Consider the following 1546-nt stretch of genomic DNA (forward strand, 5'->3'; position numbering starts at 1 on the left):
GTTGGCTTCAGATGGTAGTTTCGTTTCATTTCTGGTATTCCTACAGGGGACTTGAACCCCATTTACAACGCGCCCATGCTGGGCACACACAAGTCAGAGCAGGACGACGCCTACCAGCGGCCTTGTCGAAAATCTGTTCTGGTGATTCACTACCTCCAACAGGATTCGGAAGCGCCGATTCAAGGCCCGGCGCCGCCTGTCCTTCAACGTTATGCCAAAAAAATCCTCGCGATGAACTACCACGACTGGACTGAGTGCGTGAGGGCGTTTTCGGAAGGCCTCCGGATGCTACCCGGTGAGATCGACATCACCATTGAGATCGATCCGCCACTCGAGTCTCAGCAGATTGATACGCTGGCTGACCGCTGGTCGAATGGGTTGCCGGCTTCTTTGCGGCAACTTTGGAGTGAGGGCTCTGCTAGAGTGAATTGTCCCTACGTTTGGACTCCGTCGCCTGACGAGCTGCCGAGCCTAAACGAGGTGTTCGAGGACAACGATTACATTTACGGGGGCGCACGATTCGAGCATGCTGAACAGATCTACCCGGGCAACTCGGGTGCCGACGCTGGCGACGAAGACATGGCGGCTGTTCTCGGCAAGGCAGGCTTGGAGCTTTGGTGCAGATGCGCAGTGTTCCTGCATGTCGGCAACGGTGACTGCCTCGGTCTAGATCCTGAGAGCGATGCTGAAGATCCGTCGGTGGTCTACCTCGTTCACGACGATGATGAGAGTAGCGTGATCTCGCCCTCATTCTCTGAGTTCTTGGCCGCGTGGCAGGAGCTTTGCTACATCGGGCCTGAGTTCTGGCTGCTTGATTACTGGATTGATGGGGATCGAGGAGTTATTGACACTACGAAGAACAAGACTGCGGAGCTTCACAGGTTGCTCACGCGACGCCCACAAACAACCAAGGCATAATCGGGTCCCCGTGACTGACTAACGAGAGCCAGCCACGGGTCCCACACCACCCAGCGTACGGGTCCGTACTGGGCGGTTCCGACCACGTGCGGGCCGAAGCCCGCGCTCGATGCCCACATGCTTCCCATCGGAACGGCTCTCGTCCATGCCTCGCCTTCCGGCGTTGTCGGCTGGGGCGTCCATTCCGCGGTTAGGGCACTGTTCGGTTCGGCCCTTCATCGAGCTGAGACCTCCGGCAACTTTGACGCGCTCCTTCGCGCTCCGGCTCGTTCTCTCGACTACTATGGCCTCTGCTGACTTCTCACCACCTCGCGGCGGTGAGATCTCCCCGGGTAAGGGCACGATGCTTCCCTGCACAACCGCCGCATTTACCTCCACGGTAACTAAACCAGACGAGTTCTTGAGGTCTACCGCGCTCCTATTCGTCGCTTGCTTGTGCCACCTCGACGTGCCGTGTCGGCCTTCTATGCGATTCTTGTCCATCAGCTCGCAGGTTTCTCCTAGCCTTCCTTCCCCGTGTCGGTCACGCTTCACGAGTTGGCTTCAGATGGTAGTTTCGTTTCATTTCTGGTATTCCTACAGGGGACTTGAACCCCATTTACAACGCGCCCATGCTGGGCACACACAA

General features: G+C 57.6%; 1 protein-coding gene. It reads left to right on the plus strand.

The window, feature by feature from the left end; translation table 11 throughout:
* Nucleotides 1-75: 75 nt before the first annotated feature.
* Nucleotides 76-918, plus strand: a complete 843-nt coding sequence (locus JIN81_RS18735; protein ID WP_234045598.1) for an SMI1/KNR4 family protein — start codon at nucleotides 76-78, stop codon at nucleotides 916-918.
* The last annotated feature ends 628 nt before the right edge of the window (nucleotides 919-1546 follow it).

The sequence above is a fragment of the Haloferula rosea genome (assembly GCF_016595525.1).
GTDB lineage: Bacteria > Verrucomicrobiota > Verrucomicrobiia > Verrucomicrobiales > Akkermansiaceae > Haloferula > Haloferula rosea.